Genomic DNA, 15,161 nt, shown 5'->3' on the forward strand with positions numbered 1-15,161 from the left:
AATATTTAAAGATATTTAATTAATAAAAGAACAGTTGCTTAAGATTTTAAAAAATTATTAGTCTTTTCCTGGCAAAAAAGAATTAAAATGATAGAAACAATAAAAAAACACATAGCTGAAGTTCAAGCCTTTTCTTCAACCAAAAAAGAAGAAATTGAAAACTTCCGCATAAAATATTTAGGTAAAAAAGGATTATTAAATGACTTTTTCGCCGAGTTTAAAAACGTGGCAAACGACCAAAAAAAGGAGTTTGGACAGGTTATAAATTCTCTTAAAAAAAGTGCCGAGGATAAGGTAAATGAACTAAAGGAATCTTTAGAAAGCAAAGAGGAAACAAAAGGTATTTATGGCGATCTTTCCCGTCCAGGGGAAATAATTCCGTTGGGTTCGCGCCATCCTATTTCCATCGTTAAAAACAAGATTATCGATATCTTTTTGAGAATCGGTTTCAATGTTTCCGAAGGCCCTGAAATTGAAGATGATTGGCACAACTTTACCGCGCTAAACTTACCGGAATATCACCCAGCGCGCGATATGCAGGATACATTTTTTATCCAGACCAATCCTGATGTTTTGTTGCGCACACACACTTCTTCGGTACAGGTTCGCTATATGGAAAACAACAAGCCGCCAATCCGTACCATTTCACCCGGTCGTGTTTATAGAAATGAAGCCATTTCAGCGCGTTCGCACTGCTTTTTCCACCAAGTGGAAGGTTTGTATGTGGACAAAGGTGTAAGCTTCGCAGACTTGAAACAAACGCTGCAGTATTTCACTACGGAAATGTTCGGAAAATCTAAAATCCGTTTGCGTCCCTCCTATTTCCCATTTACGGAACCGAGTGCGGAAGTTGATGTTTATTGGGGATTGGAAACCGAAGCAGATTACCGAATCACCAAAGGAACAGGCTGGCTAGAAATTGGCGGCTGCGGAATGGTTGACCCGAACGTACTTAAAAACTGCGGCATCGATCCCGAGGAATATTCTGGTTTTGCTTTTGGCGTGGGCGTTGACCGTATTGCGATGTTATTGCATCAAATTCCGGACATTAGAATGTTTAGCGAAAACGACGTTCGCTTTTTGGAACAGTTTAAAAGTGTGCTATAAGTTTGTATCTTTAAGCAAAAACTGCTTTTAAAACTTTCCGCTATGAAAAAATATTTTGTTATTGCCCTATTGGTCATTGTTGCGCTTGTCGTAATTTATTTGACATTTATAATCGCCTACATTAAAATAATCATTGGTTCTATTTTGCTGGGAGTTTCGGCCATCGCACTTTTAGCGGTTTGGATTATGTGGAAAATTGAAGACTGATTATGCGAAGAGATATTGAAATTCCAAAAGCTGAAAATGTCCATATTGTTGCCATAAAAGAATGGGACAAAGATTTTACCGGCCAGCAATGGAATATATATTTGGTAAATGATCGCGAAGATGAAATTTCCACTGTTTTGGTAATGTCGCGGGGTAAAAGTGAAGATAGAAAAACCTCGACCCTGCGTCACGGTTTGGGAAATATGGAACCAAGAACAGCCGCAAAAGTTGAATTTATTCCAACGGAAGTTTTGGGTTTTACCAATGAATATTTGCTCACTTTTTTTGCTGAAAATAAACTCTTTGAGCGCAAATTCATTTTTGAACCAAACAGCATTTCCGAAGAAAATGTGGTCGAGCTTCCCGTTTTGGAAAGCGAGGGAATTTTGGCGAAATAATATTTTGTGATGTTAAAAGTTGAAATCGATTCCTTTTCCTATTCTGAAAAAACCATTTTAAAGAACATTCATTTCACGCTTAAACCTGGCAAACATCTCAGTATTTTAGGTGAAAGTGGCTGCGGCAAATCTACACTTTTACATCTTGTTTACGGCTTGCTCCATTTGGAAAATGGCTCCATTTTTTTCAACGAAAAAAAACTGCTCGGCCCAACCAAAACCCTCATTCCCGGCGAACCTTTTATGAAGCTCGTGGCGCAGAAATTCAATATTATGCCTTTTACAACAGTTGCCGAAAACCTGGGTTCACATCTTTCCAGACTGAATGAGGAAAAAGACGAAAAGCGAATTGATGATTTATTGGAAGCAGTAGAGATGGAAGCTTTCAAAAATACAATGGTAAAAAACCTGAGCGGCGGACAAAAACAACGCGTGGCTTTGGCGAAAGCATTGGCGAACGAACCTGAAATTCTTTTACTTGACGAGCCTTTCAGCAATATTGATGTTTTTAGAAAAAATAAATTACAGCGAAAAATATTTAATTATCTGAAAGAAAATAACATAAGCTGCATTACCGCAACCCACGACAGCGAAGAAGCCTTGGCATTCTCGGATCAAATTTTAATGTTGAAAAACGGAACTGAAGAACTATTCGGAACGCCAGAATTTATTTATAAAAATGTAGCTACGAAATATCAAGCTGGATTTTTTGGCGATGCGAATCTGCTTCCAAAAAATCTTTTTTCTTCCGAAGAAACTTCTGAAAAAATGGTTGTTTTTCCGCATCAATTAGAAATTTCCGATGAAAAAACAGCACTTGAAGTGATTGTGAAAAAATCCTATTTCAAAGGAACCCATTTTTTGGTTGAAGCAACTTTTAAAGACGAAACCATATTTTTCAATAGCTCTATTTCTTTAAAAAAAGGCAAACTATGTAGTTTGAAAATTTCAGAAAAAGATTAAACTACGACTATCATCTTCCCTTTGTTTTTTCCATCAAAAAGATCAATAAAAGCCTGTGGAATATTTTCAAAACCTTCCACTACCGTTTCCATATAAGTAAGTTTGTCTTCTTCCATCCACTGTGCCAATCGCTTCTGTGCAGGACCAAAATCCTTTACAAAATCGCGTACCGTAAAACCCTGCATTAAAATACTGTTTTTAATCAACGTAGTTTCAACCCGTGGACCTGTTGGTCTTTCTGTATCGTTATAAGTTGAAATAGCACCACAGTTAATTACTCTTCCATATTTATTCATATTCATCAAAGCTGCGTCCAGAATTTCTCCGCCCACATTATCAAAATACACATCAACACCATCTGGGCAGGCTTCGGCGATTGCCTTTTTCATATTGTCCGTAGTTTTATAATTGATAGCCGCATCAAAACCAAATTTCTCTTGAATTCGGTCAATTTTTTCTTCGCTGCCCGCAATTCCAACTACTCTACAGCCTTTAATTTTTCCTATTTGTCCAACCACGCTTCCCACAGCGCCCGCGGCTCCAGAAACTAAAAGCGTCTCGCCCTTTTCAAGTTTCCCTATTTTTTTAAGACCGAGATAGGCGGTGATTCCTGTTAATCCCAAAATGCCCAAATAGGCTTTTAGCGGGGCTTTTCCGCCATCCACTTTGTTGAGACCATTTCCGTTTGAGGTTTGGAATTGTTTCCACTGAAGCATTCCGTTCACAAAATCACCTTTCTGAAAATTCTTGTTATTCGATTCAATAACCTCAGCAATAATGCCAGATTCCAAAGGCTTTCCAACTTCAAAAGGCGAAATGTATGATTTTTCGTCCCGCATGCGTCCGCGTAAATACGGATCAACGGAAACGTATTTTGTTTTCAGCAAAAGTTCACCGTCTTTGGGTTGTGGTTTTTCTTCTTCGGTAAACTCAAAATCATTTAAGGAAGGTTTGCCTTCGGGCCGTTTTTTCAGCAGGATTACTTTATTCATCAGTATTATTTATTTCAGTTTCATAAATTTAAAACATAAAAACACAACTGCCCAAACCTATATCTTTATTTAATAAAAGAATAACAGACTTACATTTCTGAAAAGATTAACGAACTTCGCTTTTGGGCGCAATATCTTTGCAACTTCTGAAACCAATTGCTTTTGAAATCTTCAAAAAACATAGTAGCCACAGCCTTTAAAGATCTTTCGGATTACTTTAATAGCACAGATTTTTCCAAAGCAATACTTTTGGGAATTGCGCTTACGGTTCCAATAATTTTTGGGGTGAAAATGGACATGCTGCCCATCGGAATTACAATTACCGTTGGCGCCATGCTCGCCTCGCCCAGTGACATTAGCGGAAGCATCAGACATAAAATTACAGGTATTTTATTTGCAACTTTATTGGCAATGATCGTGAGCTTGATTGGTGGTTATTTACATCTTTCACTTTGGTTGTTGTTCCCCATTGTGGGCATTTTAATGTTCAGTATTGCCTATCTCGCCATTTATGGATTTCGGGCTTCTCTTATAAGTTTTTCGGGACTTTTGGCGTTGGTGCTAAGTTTTTCAAACGTTTCCACCGGAATGGAGCCTTATGAAAGAATGCTGCTAATTGGCATCGGCGGACTTTGGTATGCGGCACTTTCGCTACTTCGACATTTTATTTTTCCGAAAGCACCAACGGAATATTACCTTTCCAAAACCCTAAAACTTACAGCCGAATATTTAAAAATTAGAGGCGAATTGGTTGCTGAAACAACAGATCGCAGCGAGTTATTAAAAAAGTTGTTGGCTACCCAAACCGACCTTACCACAACCCACGAAACCCTGCGCGATATATTGATTTCAACCCGAACAGGTTCCGGAAAATCTGAGTATGAAGGAAAGCGCATGTTGATATTTGTACAATTGGTGGATATGCTCGAACTGGCTATGGCAAACCCCGTGGACTATTCAAAAACAGATGAACTTTTTAAAAAGAAACCACAGCAATTGGCAGATTTTCAAGGGTTGCTTTTCGCGATGAGCAGCAGATTGAACGTAATTGCCGATAATATTTCCACTCCCAAAAGAATTCGAAATAATACTAAAATTGAAGGATTTCAAAAAAATATAAAAAATGATATTTCCGAATATGCCTTATCAAAGAAAGCTTTTGATGAAAATTTGCTGATGCTAAAAAACCTTTTCAAATATCAAAAGGAGCAAATAAAGAAGATTGAAAAAATTGAATGGTTGCTGAAAAACCCAGCACAGCGCGAGATTTCTTTGTTAAAAAAGGAAGATTCCCGCAAATTTCTAACAAAGGAAAACTATGATTTTGAAGTTTTGGTTGAAAATTTCAACTTGCGCTCGCCTATTTTTAAACATTCTCTGCGCCTTGGGGTAATGACAATGATTGGTTATGGAGTGGGGATGCTGTTTTCCGTGCAAAACCCATATTGGATTTTACTTACGTTAATCGTGATTATGCGTCCAACTTTCGGTCTCACGAAAACACGTTCAAAAGAACGAACTATTGGAACTTTGATTGGTGGTGCGTTAGCGGTCGGTATTGTGTTACTAACTCAAAATACAACTGTTTATGGCATTTTGGCAATTGTTTCATTGGTAATTGCCTTTTCGATGGTGCAACGAAATTACAAGGCTGCGGCAACATTTATTACGCTGAGTGTGGTTTTTATTTATGCACTTTTACGGCCGGATATTTTTAATGTAATTCAGTATCGAGTTACGGATACCCTTATTGGCGCTGGGTTGGCAACTTTAGGAAATTTGCTGCTTTGGCCTGCTTGGGAAATACAGGGGATGCAAAAAACCCTGCTTGAAACTATTAAAGCGAATCGTGTTTATTTGGAAGAAATCATCAGCTTTTACAACAAAAAAGGAAACGTCCCCACGCAATATAAAGTGGCTCGAAAAAAAGCCTTTTTGGAAATGTCTGACCTCAGTTCGGCTTTTCAACGGATGACTCAGGAACCAAAATCGAAACAGCAAAATCTGGACAAGTTTTATGAAATTGCAATGCTCAACCACACTTTTTTATCCTCATTGGCTTCGTTGAGCACTTATATTTTAAACAATCCAACGACACCTGCTTCGGAAAATTTCAATAAAGTTTCTTCTAAAATTGTACAAAATCTTTTGGATGCAGAAACTATTTTAAAGGAAGAAATTTCTTTGGAAGTTGAAAAAAGTGACCCAGATTCAGAAGACATTTTTGAATCTACTTATGGAAAAAAAATCACATTTTCTGATGACGAAAAACCGAAAGAGGATTTCCATCTAAAAATTGAAGAAGCGCATTTAGTCCGCGAACAGTTGAAATGGTTGCTTGCGATGAGTAAAAAAATGCCGAAACTTTTAAGGGAAATGGAATTTTAAAATTGGTGCTTATTTCACACTCGTAATTTTATAAATAGTTCCATTAAGATTGAATTCATCTGCTTTTTTCTTTCCCGAAAGAAGCAAACCCACTGGTGAATTCAAGGCAACACATAAATAATCCGTTTTCCCAATAGGAACAGTGCCAATGGAAAGGCTGATGAAATAAGTAAACCTATCCGTATAAACCAAACTTCCCAAACGCGCGTAATCTGAAGTTGCGTTAACATCTATTTTTTTGAGAAGTGGGATTATTTTTTCAATTTCCTGCAATTGTTTTCCAGCATTTTCTCGGTCAATCTGAAGCATTGCGCGCCCAGTTTCGTGTTTGTCACCGCTGCTGCTTTTCGATTCTTCAAGCAATGAATCTTCAATATCGGCAATGGTTTGTTTTATTTTTGAATAACGGTTGTCAACCTGTTTTTGGCAGTGTTGCAGCAATTCGGTTTTAATTTCTACTGCGGTCATTTCTTCTTTTTCGTTTTCTTTTTATCTTCTTTGGGTTCCTGCTTTTGCAATGTAAAAGGGCCATAATAACGCATTTGGCGGACAATCCATTGTGTTCGCCTTGCAACATAATTTCCGGGCGGATTGGCCTTATATCTTTGCGGACTCGGCAAAATTGCGGCAATAGCGGCTGCATTTTCAATCCGAAGATTTTTTGCTGATTTTTTAAACCAGTATTGCGAAGCTGCTTCAGCGCCAAAAACGCCATCGCCCATTTCTACGCTGTTTAAATACACTTCCAAAATGCGTTCTTTGCTCCAAAACGTTTCAATCAAAAGGGTGAAATACGCCTCCATTCCCTTTCGAAACCAAGTTCGGCCTGGCCATAAAAAAGCATTTTTAGCGGTCTGTTGGGAGATTGTACTGCCGCCGCGGAGTTTCTTTCCTTTTTCGTTGTTTTCCAAAGCTTTTTCAATTGCTTCACGGTCAAACCCGCTATGGCTTAAAAAAGTTTGATCTTCGGCACAGATAACTGCTAACTGCAAATACGGGGAAATTTCTTCAATAGGAACCCAATCGTGGCGGGTTTGGTATTTTTCGTCCCCTTCAATGGAACGGATTGCCATCAAAGGCGTGTAGGGTACCGGGACGAATTTGTAGATAAGTACCCACAAAATCGTAAGCCCGAAGAACCAAAGAATGAGTTTAAATATAAATTTGAATAGTTTTTTTATCATAAGCCCCCTCCCCAACCCTCCCCGAAAAAGGGGGAGGGAGCGGGGAATTTATTTAATTAGTTAATTCTGCCAATTGTTTCCCGATTGAACTGCCAATGGCAACACCCATTCCGCCAAGCCTAACCCCACAAAAAATGTTTTCTGAAACAATTTTTACAATTGGTTTTTTCTGTTTCCCCAATCCCATAATCCCGCTCCAGCGATGGTCGATTTCAAAAGATTGGGTTGGTAAAATTACTGTTTTAAGCAATTCCTCCAACTTGTTTTGCACCAATTCTGTCAGTTGCATCTCGGTAGTTTCCTCAGCTTTGAAATCTAAGTTTCTGCCGCCGCCAAATAGAATTCTATTCTCAATATTTCTGAAATAATAAAAGCCTTTGTCTAAGTGAAATGTTCCTTTTATTTGAAGATTTTCAATGGGTTTTGTGACCAAAACTTGTGCCCTTGCTGGCTTTACATCTTCGTTTAAAAATTGCTTTGCGAAACCGTTATTGGCGATAAAAACTTTTTTTGCTGAAATGTCTTCAGAAGAATTCACTTGGAGGGAAACTGATTCACCATTGTCTGAAATATTTGTTATTTCAGAAGAATTCAATATTAAAATATTTTCTTTTGAAGCTTTTTTGATGAGGCCGAGCATCATTTTTCCGGTGTCAATCTGTCCTTCAAACGCACTGTAAATAAGTTTTGGCTGAATATTTTCAAATCCGAAATGGTTCTCTTTTTCTGAAAAAACTTCAGCATTGAAAACAGATTTCAGCAATTCATTTACAAAATCAATTTTTGATTTACAGGTTTCAAAAAGTTCAGCATCTTCCAAAGTAAAAAGTTCGTAGCCTCCGTATTCTTGATAGTCCAGTTGTTCATCGCCGAGTGTTTTTCGCAATAATTGTAAACCTTCCACCCTGCTTTTTACAAGTTGGATTACTTCTTCTTCGGAATGGTTTTTTAAATCTTCGAGTATTTCAGAAATACTTCCGAAGCACGCAAAACCGGCGTTTTTTGTACTTGCGCCACTGGGAAGCAGGCCGCGTTCAAAGACTACAATTTTGCTTTTGGGATGCTTAACTCGAAGTTCCAACGCACAGCTCAAACCAACAATTCCGCTGCCGATTACTGCGAAATCGATGTTTGATAACCACGTTTTGTGTTCCCAGTAAGATAGATTCATTTTACTATAATTTAAAAACAAATATACTCAGGAAAACATCCCCCTAACCCCCTTCAAAGGGGGATTTTTTTCAGCCTAAAAATATATGTAAATTAAAAAAGCACCAAATTCCAATGATATGAGTTTGGAATTTGGTGCTTTCATTTTTTTGGAATTTGCGAATGCTATTCCTCTTCAGGTTCGTTCATTTTAAAGGTATTCATAAACGCGGTAGTATAATTTCCGGCCACATAATCTGGTTCATCCATCAATTGACGATGGAATGGAATTGTAGTTTTAATGCCTTCAATTACGAACTCGTCCAAAGCGCGTTTCATTTTGCTGATTGCTTCCTCGCGGGTTTGTGCCGTGGTGATTAGCTTAGCAATCATCGAATCATAGTTTGGCGGAATTGTATAACCTGCATAAACGTGAGTATCCAGACGAACTCCATGGCCTCCCGGCGCATGTAAAACGGTAATTTTCCCTGGAGAAGGTCGGAAGTCGTTATAAGGATCTTCTGCGTTAATTCTACATTCTATTGCGTGCAATTGTGGTGTATAATTTTTTCCAGAAATCGGAACCCCTGCCGCAACTAAAATCTGTTCGCGGATAAGATCGTAATCAATTACTTGTTCGGTAATTGGATGTTCTACTTGAATACGGGTATTCATTTCCATAAAATAGAAATTTCGGTGCTTGTCAACCAAAAATTCTATAGTTCCAGCACCTTCATATTTAATGAATTCTGCGGCTTTTACTGCAGCAAGTCCCATATCGTTACGAAGCTTTTTCGTCATAAATGGGCTTGGTGTTTCCTCGGTAAGCTTTTGGTGACGACGTTGCACTGAGCAATCGCGTTCACTTAAATGGCAAGCCTTTCCAGTGCTGTCGCCCACAATTTGAATTTCTATATGGCGCGGCTCTTCAATAAGCTTTTCCATATACATTCCGTCGTTTCCGAAAGCTGCCGAGGCTTCCTGACGGGCACTTTCCCAAGCTTTTTTAAGTTCGTCTTTTTTCCAAACGGCGCGCATTCCCTTACCTCCACCACCTGCAGTGGCTTTTAGCATTACAGGATAGCCAACTTCTTCAGCTAACTTTTCACACTTTTCGTATGATTCAATAATACCTTCACTTCCCGGAACGGTTGGAACTCCAGCAGCTTTCATGGTGGCTTTTGCAGACGCCTTATCGCCCATGCGCTCAATCATTTCTGGGGAAGCGCCTATGAATTTTATGCCGTGTTCTTGACAGATTTTTGAAAATTTCGCGTTTTCGGAGAGAAATCCGTAGCCTGGGTGAATCGCGTCTGCATTGGTAATTTCCGCAGCAGCGATAATGTTTGACATTTTTAGGTAGCTCAAATTACTTGGCGGCGGTCCAATGCAAACCGCTTCATCCGCAAAGCGAACGTGGAGACTTTCTGCATCTGCTGTTGAATAAACTGCTACTGTTTTTATACCCATCTCGCGACAGGTTCGGATAATTCGCAGTGCAATTTCGCCCCTATTTGCAATTAATATCTTTTTAAACATAACGTTTTCTTAAATAACAAATTCCAAAAAGCAAATTCCAAAATCATGGAATTTGGGAATTGGGATTTGGGGTTTACATTTACGATGGATCTACTAAAAATAACGGTTGGTCAAATTCTACCGGAGAAGAATCGTCCACCAAAACTTTTACAATTTTTCCAGAAATTTCGCTTTCAATTTCGTTGAAAAGCTTCATTGCTTCAATCACACAAAGTACATCGCCTGTGTTGATAGTGCTTCCCACCTCAACAAAAACGGGTTTGTCCGGAGAAGGTTTTCTATAGAAAGTACCGATTATTGGCGACTTAATAGTTATAAATTTAGAATCTTCTGCCGCCGCTGGAGCCTCAGTTGATGGTGCCGTTTGCTGAGGGGTACCAGAAACCTGAGGTTGCATTTGCATTTGCGGTTGTGACATTGTAGGTATTTGCTGAATGTAGGTGGTTTCACCTCTTTCATTTTCAGATCCTGTTTTGATCGTGATCTTTATGTCTTCCGTTTCAAGTTTTACTTCGCTGGCACCGCTTTTTGCCACAAACTTGATTAAATTTTGAATGTCCTTTAAATCCATATTTAGAAAGTTTAGTCTTTTGGGTTTGGTTAAAAATTATTTTGAATCATAGGCCCATTTCAAATAAACGGCGCCCCAAGTAAAGCCTCCACCGAAGGAAGCAAATATCAAGTTATCTCCTTTTTTTAATTGTTTTTCGTAATCTGCCAAACAAAGCGGCAAGGTTGCAGAAGTTGTATTGCCGTATTTGTGTATGTTCATCATTACTTTTTCCTCGGGAAGTTTCATTCGCGAAGCTGCGGCATCAATAATACGCTTATTGGCTTGGTGCGGTACGAGCCAATTTACATCTTCGCCTGATAAATTATTTCGTTGCATCACTTTTTCACAAACATCTGCCATATTTGAAACGGCAAATTTGAAAACAGTTTTGCCTTCCTGAAAAACGTAATGTTGTTTGTTATTCACGGTTTCATTTGAAGCAGGAAGCAATGAACCTCCAGCATCAATTTTTAGAAAAGGTCTGCCTATACCATCCGTACGAAGGTATTCATCTTTTACGCCAAGTCCATCGGTATTTGGCTCAAATAAAACAGCACCGCCTCCATCACCAAAAATGATACAGGTGGTTCTATCTGTATAATCAATAATTGACGACATTTTATCTGCGCCAATTAGAAGTACTTTTTTGTATTTTCCGGATTCAATATATCGAGCTGCTGTTGACATTCCGAAAAGAAAACTGGAACAGGCAGCAACCAAATCATAAGAAAAAGCGTTTACGGCACCAATTTGTGTAGCTACATAAACTCCTGTTGCTGCAACGGGCATGTCTGGAGTTGCCGTTGCCATGATAACCATATCAATTTCAGCGGGATCTGTATTGCTTTTTTGGAGAAGGTCTTTAGCTGCCTGGATAGCAAGATAGGAAGTGCCTTTGTCTTTATCCTTTAATATTCTCCTTTCCTTAATTCCGGTTCTGCTGGTGATCCATTCGTCATTGGTATCGACCATTGTTTCCAGAATTTTGTTGGAGAGAACGTACTCTGGAACGTAGCTCCCTACAGCGGTAATAGCTGCCGTGATAGTATTCATAAAGCTGAATTAAAATTCACAAAAAAGACCAAAAATCTTTTAAAAAGAGTGAAAATTACTAAATTTTACTTGAAATTCGGCACTAATTAAGTTGTTTTTGACTTTTTGCAAAGTTAAAAAACAAAAAAACCCTCACGGTAGGGTGAGAGTTTTTATTAAAATTATATACTGTTATGCTTCTGCCTGCTCAGTTGCATCAATTACAACTTGACCACGGTAGTACATTTTTCCTTCGTGCCAATGTGCTCTGTGGAAAAGGTGCGACTCACCCGTTGTTGGGTCTGTTGCAATTGTAGGTGCAGTAGCTTTGTAATGCGTTCTTCTCTTATCTCTTCTTGTTTTCGAGATTTTTCTCTTAGGATGTGCCATTGCTATTTATTATTTATCCGTTAATAGTTTTTTTAATGAATCCCATCGGGGATCTGTTTTATCGTCTTCCGGCGTTTCTTCTTCGTCTATCGCTTTCGGACTTAATTCTTCAAGTTTGTCGAGTATGTCGCTTTTTAATGTACCGTCTTTTACTCCGGGATGAATTCTTTTGGAGGGCAAAGCCAACACAATAGTTTCATAAACATATTGCTGGATATTCACTTCATAGCTTCCGTGGGGCAAAATGAGCAAATCTTCATTTTCATCATTATATTCCTCACCGAATTTTACAACGAAACTATAAGTACCCGAAATCTCTTGATCAAAGGGTTCATTTGTAATATCGCAAGCAACGTTAACGGTTCCATTAAATGTTAATGTGAACTCTAATAACGTGCTCATTTTTTCCAGCAGTACATCGAGATTAATGGCAGCGTCATTAAATTCGTCATACTCAAAATGCTCAAAGAACGCTTTTTTTAATTCAAAGTTAAACTGGTGTTTTCCTAATTTCAGCCCTACGAAAGGGATGGTAAACTCTTTCAAATCCTTCATTTTCACACCTATTTAAGACCTTAACCTTACGGATAAGGCGGGTGCAAAGATAAAAAATTATTTGAATAGCAATTAGTTTTTTTATTTCTTTTTTGAGTAGTTCTTTTTTCGTGTAGCCTGCAATGGATTTTTACTGATTTCATTGTATTCTTCACGAGTTTCAAAAATAGAGACAGCGCTAAATACAGCTTCTCGAAAAGATTCAAAATTAGCATTATTTTTTCCTGCCAAATCAAACGCAGTGCCGTGATCCGGTGAAGTTCGAATACGATTAAGTCCAGCCGTAAAATTTACCCCTTTCCCAAATGCCAAAGTTTTAAAAGGTATTAATCCCTGATCATGATAGGAAGCTATAATTGCATCAAAGTTTTTGTAGTTGCCAGAGCCGAAAAAACTATCTGCCGCATACGGGCCGAAAACCATTTTCCCGTTTTTGCGTATATTGTCTAAAGCCGGACGCAAAAGTGTGTCGTCTTCATCGCCAATCACACCATTATCTCCAGTATGTGGGTTGATTCCTAAAACGGCGATTTTAGGCATTTCAATTCCGAAGTCTTCAATTAAAGTATGATAAATGGTATTAATCTTTTTGTCAATCCGCTCTCGGGTTATATTTTTTACAACGTCTTTTACCGCAACGTGATCCGTTAAAAGCCCTACACGCAAATTTTCAGAAATCAACAGCATCAAGCTTTCGCCTTCCAACTCTTGAGCTAAATAATCTGTATGGCCTGGAAAATTAAAACTTTCAGATTGTATGTTGCTTTTGTTAATTGGCGCAGTAACCAATGCATCAATTTTACTTTCCTTTAGAGCTACAACCGCTGCCTTCAAAGATTTAATGGCATATTCTCCTCCCGCTTGGTTTTCTTCGCCAAAAGTAACATCAACGTGTTCTTTCCAAACATTCAGTACGTTTATTTTCTTCGGAACTAGATCTTCTATTTTATCTATTCCGTGGAAATTAATATCAATTTCATAATGTTTTTTGAAGAAAGACATCAACTTCACCGAAGCAAAAATAACAGGTGTGCAAAACTCCAGCATGCGTGAATCTTCGAACGTTTTCAGAATTATTTCGCTCCCAATCCCGTTTATGTCGCCAATAGAAATACCGACCACTATTTTATCCTCTCTGCTCATTATGTTTGGCTTTTTTTAATTGTTACTTTTGCAGTACAAATGTAATTAAATGCAACGATGTTTACAGGAATTATTGAAACTGTTGGCGAAATAAACCAACTTACCCAAGAAGGTGAAAATATTCATATAGAAATAAAAAGCCCCTTGGCTCATGAGCTGAAAATAGACCAAAGCGTATCGCACAATGGTGTTTGTTTGACGGTTATAAGAATAAAAGACGGGGCATACGTTGTTACCGCCATCAAAGAAACTTTGGAGAAAACAAATTTAAAAAAACTAACAAAAGGATCATTGGTGAATTTGGAAAGAGCAATGAAGCTTGGCGACAGATTGGATGGCCACATTGTTCAAGGCCATGTTGACGGAACTGCCATTTGTAAAAATATTGATGAAGTGAACGGGAGTTGGATTTTCACATTTCAGTATACGAATGTTGCGTTTAGCACTGTTGAAAAAGGATCCATTACAATAAATGGTGTGAGCTTAACGGTATTAAATTCTAAAAAAGAGGAATTTAGTGTTGCCATTATTCCCTACACTTTTGAGAATACAAATTTTAAGAAAATAAAAGAAGGAAGCGAAGTAAACTTGGAGTTTGATATTATAGGAAAGTATGTAAAAAACCTTATGACGCCTTATTTATAGAAGAACGATTTCTTTTATAAATTAAATAAACTCCGAATAGAATACCAACTACTAACAATACCCATATATTATCGTCAATTGGGTAGTTAGGCCCACGATTTTGAGAAGGAGGTGGCGGCGCTTGGTTGCTTGACGCTGCCTGTACCAAAAAAATTAAAACGTTATATATAAGTGATACCATGGTTGTTCATTAACGATTTGGGGATCGTGTTTATGCGCCTAAAGTAATAATTTTTTTTTATCCTCAAATAAAAAAATGAGTTATAGAATGTTTAATAACTCATTTTTAATATGAAAATTGCCTTTAAAACTCGTTTTACTTTGGCTCATTCTTAGCCATTTATAAAAAAGTGGTCCCACATGGGCTCGAACCATGGACCCTCTGATTATGAGTCAGATGCTCTAACCAGCTGAGCTATGGGACCGATAATAGTTTGCAAATGTAAAACACTTTATATATTCAGCAAAACTATTTTTACTTATTCTCAATTTCTTGGCAAAGCTCTACCAATACTCCATTTGCAGATTTTGGATGTAGAAATGCTACCAATTTATTGTCCGCTCCTTTTTTAGGAATAGTATTCAACAACATAAAGCCCTCATTTTTAAGTCGTTCCATCTCCGCTTTAATATCTTTCACAGCAAAAGCTATATGATGAATTCCTTCCCCTTTTTTTTCAATGAATTTTGCAATTGGACTATCCGGATTTGAAGCTTCCAATAATTCAATCTTACTTTCACCGCAACGAAAAAAGGAAGTTTTAACACCTTCGCTTTCCACTTTTTCACTTTTGTAAGGAGAACTTCCCAACAATGCTTCATATATTTTGTTAGCTTCGGAAATATTCTTTACAGCAATACCTATATGTTCAATTTTATCCATATATTCTTCTTTGTTGGTTCAAAAATACAAACT

17 protein-coding genes and 1 tRNA gene are annotated in these 15,161 nt (G+C 37.9%); 6 read left to right on the forward strand and 12 right to left on the reverse strand.

From position 1 onward, the window contains the following. Positions 1 to 87: 87 nt before the first annotated feature. The 4 genes from pheS to A7A78_RS08565 are packed head-to-tail and all read left to right on the forward strand — an operon-like array spanning position 88 to position 2,675. Positions 88 to 1,107 carry a phenylalanine--tRNA ligase subunit alpha gene (gene pheS, locus A7A78_RS08555; protein WP_068762045.1) on the forward strand — a complete coding sequence of 340 codons (1,020 nt, stop codon included), beginning with the start codon at positions 88 to 90 and terminating at the stop codon, positions 1,105 to 1,107. Positions 1,108 to 1,149: 42 nt separating this feature from the next. Beyond that, a complete protein-coding gene (locus A7A78_RS15120; protein ID WP_165593558.1) occupies positions 1,150 to 1,314 on the forward strand; it encodes a hypothetical protein in 165 nt (54 codons plus the stop codon). A gap of 2 nt (positions 1,315 to 1,316) precedes the next feature. After that, positions 1,317 to 1,712 (forward strand): hypothetical protein, encoded by a 396-nt coding sequence (locus A7A78_RS08560; protein ID WP_068762046.1) that lies wholly within the window; start codon positions 1,317 to 1,319, stop codon positions 1,710 to 1,712. Positions 1,713 to 1,721: 9 nt separating this feature from the next. Beyond that, positions 1,722 to 2,675, forward strand: a complete 954-nt coding sequence (locus A7A78_RS08565; protein ID WP_068762047.1) for an ABC transporter ATP-binding protein — start codon at positions 1,722 to 1,724, stop codon at positions 2,673 to 2,675. Here A7A78_RS08565 and A7A78_RS08570 read toward each other — a convergent pair. Then, entirely contained in the window at positions 2,672 to 3,667 is a 996-nt protein-coding gene (locus tag A7A78_RS08570; RefSeq protein ID WP_068762048.1) for an NADP-dependent oxidoreductase, read from the reverse strand. The two genes, A7A78_RS08565 and A7A78_RS08570, sit on opposite strands and share 4 nt — an antisense overlap. 162 nt (positions 3,668 to 3,829) lie before the next feature. On the opposite strand from A7A78_RS08570, the gene A7A78_RS08575 reads away from it, so the two are divergent. Then, positions 3,830 to 6,055 carry an FUSC family protein gene (locus tag A7A78_RS08575; protein WP_068762270.1) on the forward strand — a complete coding sequence of 742 codons (2,226 nt, stop codon included), beginning with the start codon at positions 3,830 to 3,832 and terminating at the stop codon, positions 6,053 to 6,055. A gap of 9 nt (positions 6,056 to 6,064) precedes the next feature. Here A7A78_RS08575 and A7A78_RS08580 read toward each other — a convergent pair whose 3' ends face one another. From A7A78_RS08580 to pdxA, 9 genes are all read right to left on the reverse strand, one after another. Beyond that, entirely contained in the window at positions 6,065 to 6,523 is a 459-nt protein-coding gene (locus A7A78_RS08580; protein ID WP_068762049.1) for a hypothetical protein, read from the reverse strand. Further along, on the reverse strand, positions 6,520 to 7,239 hold the full coding sequence (gene mtgA, locus A7A78_RS08585; RefSeq protein ID WP_068762050.1) for a monofunctional biosynthetic peptidoglycan transglycosylase: 720 nt from the start codon (positions 7,237 to 7,239) through the stop codon (positions 6,520 to 6,522). The genes A7A78_RS08580 and mtgA overlap by 4 nt, the downstream gene beginning before the upstream one ends. Positions 7,240 to 7,291: 52 nt before the next feature. Further along, positions 7,292 to 8,410 carry an NAD(P)/FAD-dependent oxidoreductase gene (locus A7A78_RS08590; protein ID WP_068762051.1) on the reverse strand — a complete coding sequence of 373 codons (1,119 nt, stop codon included), beginning with the start codon at positions 8,408 to 8,410 and terminating at the stop codon, positions 7,292 to 7,294. A 164-nt stretch (positions 8,411 to 8,574) separates the two neighbouring features. Then, positions 8,575 to 9,927, reverse strand: coding sequence for an acetyl-CoA carboxylase biotin carboxylase subunit (accC, locus tag A7A78_RS08595; protein WP_068762052.1), 1,353 nt, complete (start codon positions 9,925 to 9,927; stop codon positions 8,575 to 8,577). A gap of 79 nt (positions 9,928 to 10,006) precedes the next feature. Beyond that, the gene (accB, locus tag A7A78_RS08600) at positions 10,007 to 10,498 is read right to left on the reverse strand and encodes an acetyl-CoA carboxylase biotin carboxyl carrier protein (RefSeq protein WP_068762053.1); all 492 of its coding nucleotides are present in this window, start codon (positions 10,496 to 10,498) and stop codon (positions 10,007 to 10,009) included. 36 nt (positions 10,499 to 10,534) lie between these two features. After that, positions 10,535 to 11,533, reverse strand: coding sequence for a beta-ketoacyl-ACP synthase III (locus A7A78_RS08605; RefSeq protein ID WP_068762054.1), 999 nt, complete (start codon positions 11,531 to 11,533; stop codon positions 10,535 to 10,537). 171 nt (positions 11,534 to 11,704) lie between these two features. Further along, positions 11,705 to 11,902 (reverse strand): 50S ribosomal protein L32, encoded by a 198-nt coding sequence (rpmF, locus tag A7A78_RS08610; RefSeq protein ID WP_068762055.1) that lies wholly within the window; start codon positions 11,900 to 11,902, stop codon positions 11,705 to 11,707. Positions 11,903 to 11,911: 9 nt separating this feature from the next. Next, the gene (locus A7A78_RS08615; RefSeq protein WP_068762056.1) at positions 11,912 to 12,457 is read right to left on the reverse strand and encodes a YceD family protein; all 546 of its coding nucleotides are present in this window, start codon (positions 12,455 to 12,457) and stop codon (positions 11,912 to 11,914) included. An 81-nt stretch (positions 12,458 to 12,538) separates the two neighbouring features. Next, positions 12,539 to 13,600, reverse strand: a complete 1,062-nt coding sequence (gene pdxA, locus A7A78_RS08620; protein ID WP_068762057.1) for a 4-hydroxythreonine-4-phosphate dehydrogenase PdxA — start codon at positions 13,598 to 13,600, stop codon at positions 12,539 to 12,541. 57 nt (positions 13,601 to 13,657) lie between these two features. Between pdxA and A7A78_RS08625 the strand changes: the two genes are divergently transcribed. Then, the gene (locus tag A7A78_RS08625; RefSeq protein WP_068762058.1) at positions 13,658 to 14,245 is read left to right on the forward strand and encodes a riboflavin synthase; all 588 of its coding nucleotides are present in this window, start codon (positions 13,658 to 13,660) and stop codon (positions 14,243 to 14,245) included. A gap of 351 nt (positions 14,246 to 14,596) precedes the next feature. On the opposite strand, the gene A7A78_RS08630 is transcribed toward A7A78_RS08625, so the two are convergent. Next, positions 14,597 to 14,670 (reverse strand) — tRNA-Ile (locus A7A78_RS08630). Between the two features lie 50 nt (positions 14,671 to 14,720). Beyond that, positions 14,721 to 15,128: a methylmalonyl-CoA epimerase gene (mce, locus tag A7A78_RS08635; protein WP_068762059.1), complete on the reverse strand. Its 408-nt coding sequence runs from the start codon at positions 15,126 to 15,128 to the stop codon at positions 14,721 to 14,723. Positions 15,129 to 15,161: the final 33 nt, after the last annotated feature.

Source organism: Aequorivita soesokkakensis (assembly GCF_001641085.1).
GTDB lineage: Bacteria > Bacteroidota > Bacteroidia > Flavobacteriales > Flavobacteriaceae > Aequorivita > Aequorivita soesokkakensis.